This window comes from Halomonas sp. GFAJ-1 (genome assembly GCF_000236625.2).
In the GTDB taxonomy this organism is placed as follows: domain Bacteria; phylum Pseudomonadota; class Gammaproteobacteria; order Pseudomonadales; family Halomonadaceae; genus Vreelandella.
In genome coordinates, this window is the sequence record NZ_AHBC01000056.1 from 36776 (window position 1) to 43131 (window position 6356).

The 6356-nt window shown below is 54.1% G+C and carries 7 protein-coding genes and 3 tRNA genes; 8 read left to right on the forward strand and 2 right to left on the reverse strand.

Going from position 1 to position 6356, the window contains the following annotated elements; translation table 11 throughout:
* Positions 1 to 31: 31 nt before the first annotated feature.
* The 6 genes from uvrC to nadB all read left to right on the forward strand — a co-directional run bounded on the left by uvrC (position 32) and on the right by nadB (position 4748).
* The gene (gene uvrC / locus MOY_RS15380; protein WP_035540893.1) at positions 32 to 1846 is read left to right on the forward strand and encodes an excinuclease ABC subunit UvrC; all 1815 of its coding nucleotides are present in this window, start codon (positions 32 to 34) and stop codon (positions 1844 to 1846) included.
* 100 nt (positions 1847 to 1946) lie between these two features.
* The gene (gene pgsA, locus MOY_RS15385; protein ID WP_035540894.1) at positions 1947 to 2495 is read left to right on the forward strand and encodes a CDP-diacylglycerol--glycerol-3-phosphate 3-phosphatidyltransferase; all 549 of its coding nucleotides are present in this window, start codon (positions 1947 to 1949) and stop codon (positions 2493 to 2495) included.
* An 84-nt stretch (positions 2496 to 2579) separates the two neighbouring features.
* A tRNA-Gly gene (locus MOY_RS15390) sits at positions 2580 to 2654 on the forward strand.
* An 86-nt stretch (positions 2655 to 2740) separates the two neighbouring features.
* Positions 2741 to 2814: transfer RNA gene (locus MOY_RS15395), tRNA-Cys, on the forward strand.
* A 37-nt stretch (positions 2815 to 2851) separates the two neighbouring features.
* A tRNA-Leu gene (locus tag MOY_RS15400) sits at positions 2852 to 2938 on the forward strand.
* Between the two features lie 190 nt (positions 2939 to 3128).
* Positions 3129 to 4748, forward strand: a complete 1620-nt coding sequence (gene nadB, locus MOY_RS15405) for an L-aspartate oxidase (protein WP_009101542.1) — start codon at positions 3129 to 3131, stop codon at positions 4746 to 4748.
* Here nadB and MOY_RS15410 read toward each other — a convergent pair.
* Both MOY_RS15410 and MOY_RS15415 read right to left on the reverse strand, forming a co-directional pair.
* Entirely contained in the window at positions 4725 to 5021 is a 297-nt protein-coding gene (locus tag MOY_RS15410; protein ID WP_235803722.1) for a hypothetical protein, read from the reverse strand. The genes nadB and MOY_RS15410 overlap by 24 nt on opposite strands.
* A 61-nt stretch (positions 5022 to 5082) precedes the next feature.
* Positions 5083 to 5376: an FAD assembly factor SdhE gene (locus tag MOY_RS15415; RefSeq protein ID WP_009101546.1), complete on the reverse strand. Its 294-nt coding sequence runs from the start codon at positions 5374 to 5376 to the stop codon at positions 5083 to 5085.
* Positions 5377 to 5598: 222 nt separating this feature from the next.
* Between MOY_RS15415 and MOY_RS15420 the strand changes: the two genes are divergently transcribed.
* Both MOY_RS15420 and MOY_RS15425 read left to right on the forward strand, forming a co-directional pair.
* Positions 5599 to 5895 carry an integration host factor subunit beta gene (locus MOY_RS15420; protein ID WP_009101549.1) on the forward strand — a complete coding sequence of 99 codons (297 nt, stop codon included), beginning with the start codon at positions 5599 to 5601 and terminating at the stop codon, positions 5893 to 5895.
* A 109-nt stretch (positions 5896 to 6004) separates the two neighbouring features.
* On the forward strand, positions 6005 to 6310 hold the full coding sequence (locus MOY_RS15425) for a lipopolysaccharide assembly protein LapA domain-containing protein (protein WP_009101551.1): 306 nt from the start codon (positions 6005 to 6007) through the stop codon (positions 6308 to 6310).
* Positions 6311 to 6356: the final 46 nt, after the last annotated feature.

A 6356-nucleotide genomic window follows, 5' to 3' on the forward strand; every position in this document is an offset into this window, starting at 1 on the left:
CTCTGCCGTCTTGAAGCGCCGACACCCAGTTATGACTTTTGATGCCAAGCAGTTTCTGAGTTCTGTAAGTACCTCTCCGGGTGTTTACAGAATGCTAGATGAGGAGCAAAACACCCTCTATGTCGGCAAAGCCAAGCGTTTAAAAGCGCGTCTTGCCAGCTATTTCCGTGGTCAGCTGAACACCAAAACTCAGGCAATGGTCGGACGAATTGCCGATATTCAAATTACCGTTACCCGCAGCGAAACCGAAGCACTACTGCTGGAACAAACGCTGATCAAAGAGCTGCGGCCGCCCTATAACATCCTATTGAGGGATGATAAGTCCTACCCCTTTGTATTTGTGACCGACCGCCACTCTTATCCTGCGCTTGAGTATAAGCGAGCACGTCAGCGGCGTGACGACGGCCGCTACTTAGGACCCTACCCTAGCAGCGGCGCGGTGCGAGAAAGCCTAGCCCTCATGCAGAAAATTTTTCGCATACGCAACTGTGAGGATAGCGTTTTTGCCCACCGGTCGCGCCCCTGCCTCCAGTTCCAAATCCAGCGCTGCAGCGCCCCCTGTGTAGGCTACATCTCTCAGGAAGAGTACCGCCGCGACGTCGAGCACGCGGTTATGTGCCTGGAAGGCAAAAGCGAGCACGTCACACAAGCGCTCACTGCCGAAATGGAAACTGCCAGCCACGCACTAAATTTTGAAGAAGCTGCCCGCTTACGTGATCAAATACAGCAGCTTAGGCAACTGCAGCAGCGTCAGTTTGTCGATAATGAAAGCGGCGATGCCGATATCTTTGCACTGGCCCAGCGGCCGGGCGCACTGGGAGTATCCGTGCTTAGCGTGCGGGATGGGCGCCTGCTTGGCGCACGACACCACATGCCTAAAAATGACCTGGACCTGCCACCGGAAATGCTACTCACCGAGGTCGTTAGCCAATACTATTTTGGCCAACCCCATAATGTGCCCAGCGAAGTGATCACCAGCCACCCGCTTGAAGACAGCAGCCTGATCGCAAGCGCATTATCCCAGCAAGCAGGTAAGCGCATACGCGTTGCCAGCCAGGTACGCGGCCATCGCGCCCAGTGGCAACATTTGGCCATGACTAATGCGGAGCAGCAGCTTGCTTCTCAGTTGGCTAACAGAACTCAGCTCACCCAACGCTTTGAAGCGCTGCAAAAAGCGCTAGCGCTCGATAACATTCCCGAGCGCCTTGAGTGCTTCGATATTAGCCACAGCCACGGCGAAGCGACAGTCGCCTCCTGCGTGGTATTTGACCATCAAGGGCCGCGTAAAAGCGATTATCGTCATTTCCGCATCGAAGGGGTGGCAGCAGGGGATGACTACGCCGCCATGCAGCAGGCGCTAACCCGGCGCCTTAAACGTGTAAAAAGCGGCGAAGCCATCGCCCCAGATATTTTGATTGTTGATGGCGGCAAAGGGCAGCTAAATATGGCACGCAGTGTACTAACTGACCTGGAAGTAACGGATATTATTTTACTCGGCGTTGCCAAAGGCACTACGCGTAAAGCGGGACTTGAAACTCTGTTTTTAGAAACCACCGACAACCCTTTACCGCTGGACCCCGCCTCGCCCGCCCTGCATTTGATCCAGCACATTCGGGACGAGTCGCACCGCTTTGCCATCGCCGGACACCGCGCTCAGCGGGATAAAGCGCGACGCACATCGACGCTACAAGACATTCCTGGCATTGGCCCTAAACGCAGGCGTGAGCTACTGCGGTTTTTTGGTGGTCTACAGGGCGTACAGAAGGCTAGCCGCGATGAACTATCCCGAGTGCCCGGCATTAACGCTGCTCTTGCAGAAACAATTTACAATGCGCTTAATGGATAAACCGACGCTTAACATGGATGCTGTTAGCCAAGGGGGATAGAATACTTCCTCAGCAAGCACTCCATCTTTCATGACTCTCCGGCAAGGATCGCGCCCTGCGATGAATATACCCAACATACTGACACTGGCAAGAATCGTCTTCATCCCGCTAATGGTAGTGCTTTTTTATCTACCGTTCAGCTGGAGCATGCCGCTTGCAGCAGGACTGTTTGCCTTGGCAGCAGTAACCGACTGGCTAGATGGCTACCTAGCTCGTCGCTGGAACCAGTCAACGCCGTTTGGCGCTTTCCTGGACCCCGTGGCCGACAAACTCATGGTGGCAGTGGCGCTTGCGCTGCTTATCGAACGCTTCGACACCCTGATATTAACCCTACCTGCGCTGGTCATCATTGGCCGCGAGATCGTCATTTCAGCACTACGTGAATGGATGGCGGAAATGGGCAAACGCGGCATGGTGGCAGTCTCTTGGATCGGAAAACTCAAAACCACGCTGCAAATGGTGGCCATCCTTATTTTATTAGCCTTTCCGCCAGGGCACGAGATCGCCTTATTCGGCGTCGTGGTGCTTTATGCAGCGGCTATTTTGACCCTTTGGTCGATGATTCAGTACCTAAAGTCTGCATGGCCACACCTCAGCCGCTCAATGTAAAAAAGAGAGTATCTGTTTGTGCTTGCTGATAAATTCATTGATTGACAAGCTCGCCCTGGTGCGTATAATTCGCCCTCGAGTCGAGCGGGAATAGCTCAGTGGTAGAGCATCGCCTTGCCAAGGCGAGGGTCGGGAGTTCGAATCTCCTTTCCCGCTCCAACTTGGATAGCGTGGTAAAGCAAGAGAGGGTCGTGAGCTGGAACGCCAGTCCGATCGATCTCCTTTCCCGCTCCAACGACTTGTTAGGCTGGATGGCAGAGTGGTTATGCAGCGGACTGCAACTCCGTGTACGCCGGTTCGATTCCGACTCCAGCCTCCATTTTCAGTGTAGCGGCAGACCTTGTCTTCGATACACTGCCCGGATGGCGAAATTGGTAGACGCAAGAGACTTAAAATCTCTCGGAGGTAACTCCGTGCCGGTTCAAGTCCGGCTCCGGGCACCATTTATTAGTTAAACGAACTAAGCTGCGAGATCAATTGATCTACGCGGCTTTTTTGTTTGCGCAATACTTATCCATCCCGAGACTAGCGTGCGATTTTTTATTCGCACACATCGCCAAGCGATTATGGTCACGCTATGATGCCTGCCTTATTACCGCACAGCGCTTGATCGTGAGAAAAAGGAGCGGGCCCATGAGCACGCCAACATCCGACGTACTAATCATCGGCGGCGGCGTCGCCGGTTTAACCCTGGCGCTTGAGGTTGCAGACCACCTCTCAGTGACGCTAGTGCGTCCAGCGGTTGATGACCAAGGTGCCAGCCGGTGGGCACAGGGGGGCATTGCTGCCGTACTGTCCCCCGACGACGATCTTGAAGCCCATGTGCGTGATACGTTAGTTGCTGGCGACGGGCTATGCAATGAAGAGGCGGTAAGGCACACGGTTACCCACGGCCCAGACGCTATTCAATGGCTAATTGATAACGGCGTACCGTTTACTCCCGATCCCGACCCCGCCGCTCGCTACCCTTACCATCTTACTAGAGAGGGTGGCCACAATGCCCGGCGCATTATCCATGCAGATGACGCCACGGGACGCGCTGTTGTCGATACGCTGCTGAACAAAGTCAGCGCCCACCCGAACATCACCCAGCGCAGTGACCTAACGGTTTTAAACCTGCTCAGCGATGAAACTGGCCAGTGCATTGGCGCCACGGGGACAGACACACAGCAGCGCTACAAAACACTCCTAGCCCGGCACACAGTGTTAGCTACTGGCGGCTCCAGCGGGCTTTACCGCCACACAACCACGCCCTCTCCCAGCAGCGGTGAAGGCATGATAATGGCAGCCGAGCTCGGTGCCGTGCTGATGAACCTTGAGTTCCAGCAGTTTCACCCTACCTGTTTATTCGACCCAGAAGGCCCCGCTTTTTTAATCAGCGAAGCTGTGCGCGGTGAAGGTGGCCATTTATTAAATGAAGCGGGTCATCGGTTCATGCCCGACATTGACCCACGCGCAGAACTTGCCCCTCGCGATGTAGTGGCTCGGGCGATCGACGCAGAAATCCAGCAAAGCGGCCAAGGGCATGTATGGCTCGATATTCGTCATCTTGGTGAGACGGCTATTGCCCATCACTTCCCAACGATTTTAGCCCATTGCGCCACCCGCGGACTGGACATTACCCGCCAACCGATCCCCGTTGTGCCAGCTGCGCACTATAGCTGTGGCGGCGTCGCAACCGATCACAAAGGCGCCACCCACGTAGCGAACCTGTATGCCATTGGCGAAACCGCCTGTACCGGCCTACACGGCGCAAACCGCATGGCAAGCAATTCACTCTTAGAGTGCTTAGTATACGCGCGAAGCTGTGCGCAGCATTTACTTGCCCAGCCCAACACCCCCCTGCCGAGTGATAAAGGGAACGCTGCAAAAACCAGCCACAAGGCTGGCATTATTGATGTTGAAAAACTTCTTATACTGCGCAGCGCCATGCGCGAAGTGATGAGCCACTACGTATCGATTGTGCGTAGCAATCAAAGCCTTGCTACAGCGCGAGAAAAGCTCGTCGAAATTGAGCTAGAACTAGAAGAGTTTCTTGCCAGTACGCTAAGCAATGAGGACGAGAGGCGTGCGCACCCTGAGAGCATACGCTTCAAGCAGTCCTTGAAGCTTGCCCAGCTAACCGTATTAGCGGCTCTGCAGCGTCAGGAGTCTCGAGGGCTACACTACTCAACCGACTGGCCTGGACAGCAGAGTAATTCCACTGCATCTAGGCTCACCTTGCAGCAGTTAACGACCTGCCCGGTGACATAATCGGCGCAGCTCCCGGTGGCTATGGGCTGGCAAGCTATCAGGCCATAGCCACACCCTCTGCGGCCCTAAGTGAAGTCCAAGCAGCCACGGGCCAATATAATCGCAGCGCACCGGCCGCTCTTCACCCAGTTCTCCATTTCCCAGCAGCCAACGCCCAGAAAGCTGAGCACCACTCTTTACCAACTGCAAATCACCGCTGGGCTGCGCCTGATACTGGCGCCAAACCAAATACGCTACGCATAGCACCAATACAGCCACCCATCCTATGGGCACTACCCAGCTCAATACCATACAAAGCCCTAACGCCAACGTTGCATGGCATGCGCTTTGACACTTAGAGCGTGCGATAGGCAGAGTTATCGGTGGTTTCAGCATGTTCAACAATCATTTGTACCAATCGACGCAGTGCAGGATCCTCAGGCCATTCACGGTGCATCAACCACACAAACAGGTCTTGATCCTCTTCTTCGATTAACCGCTCATACGCTAATTGATCATCCTCACTGAGCGTATCAAAGCGTTTTTCAAGGAAAGGAATAAGTAGCAGATCCAGCTCCCACATACCGCGGCGAGAGTGCCAGTAAAGTCGCTTGCGAAGTATTGCTGCTGGTGAAGTATCGTCGCTCAACGTCAGCCTCTCGGGATAGATGAAATGAAATGCCAGTATACCTAAGCCACAGGGTCGCGCCAGCGGCAACCTTCGCCTATGCTGTAATTCAGTTACACACTAATTAACCTAGTACCTTGTTTTATCTGAATTGTTTTATATCGGCATGCGCAGTATGCTGGATTCGATGTTATCGAGGTCGCAAGCATCAACGCGCCATATAAGTTCGCAGGGAGCCAACCGATGACCAAATCTGAATTAATCGAACAAATCGCAATGCGGCAACCGGAGCTATCCGCTAAAGAAGTAGAAACGGCGGTGCGTATTATCTTGGATGATATGACGGACGCTTTAGCTAGCGGCGGACGTGTGGAGATCCGCGGCTTTGGCAGCTTTTCGCTGCACTACCGGGAACCACGCGTAGGGCGTAACCCTAAAACCGGCGACCCTGTCGATTTAGAGGGTAAATATGTCCCTCACTTTAAGCCGGGTAAGGAGCTACGCGAGCAGGTAGATGCAAGCCGTGCACTGGGCTACTAGCCGAGCGGCGCGTGCTCTTACATGCATATCAGACCTTCTGCGGGATGACGTCGCTTCCAGACTCAGACACAATAGCATCACCTTGAACGTCACAGACTAGGAAACTCTCATGCGTTGGATAAAAGGGCTGATTCTGGCCGTCATTTTGCTGGTTGTGCTGCTGGTTGGCATTCTGTTTGCCGTCAACAACCAGCAAACCGTCGCCTTAAATCTCATTTGGTTAGAACTGCCGCCAGTCTCTCTTTCTGTATGGCTGCTGGCAACGTTAGCCTGTGGTGTCATCCTAGGCATGCTCGCTATGCTAGGTGTTTATGTACGGCTGAAGGCACGGCTGGCACGCAGCGAAAGGCACAGCAAGCAGCAGCGCAAAGAGCTGGACCGTTTACGTACCCAGGAGCTAAAGGAAGTGGCGTAAATGTTTGATCTCGCGCTGCTGGGTGTACTATTGGCAGCCATCGCCA

Coding starts and splice junctions, on each gene's coding strand:
- MOY_RS15425 (WP_009101551.1), top strand. CDS start 6,005: ATGCGTTGGATAAAAGGGCTGATTCTGGCCGTCATTTTGCTGGTTGTG.
- pgsA (WP_035540894.1), top strand. CDS start 1,947: ATGAATATACCCAACATACTGACACTGGCAAGAATCGTCTTCATCCCG.
- nadB (WP_009101542.1), top strand. CDS start 3,129: ATGAGCACGCCAACATCCGACGTACTAATCATCGGCGGCGGCGTCGCC.
- MOY_RS15420 (WP_009101549.1), top strand. CDS start 5,599: ATGACCAAATCTGAATTAATCGAACAAATCGCAATGCGGCAACCGGAG.
- uvrC (WP_035540893.1), top strand. CDS start 32: ATGACTTTTGATGCCAAGCAGTTTCTGAGTTCTGTAAGTACCTCTCCG.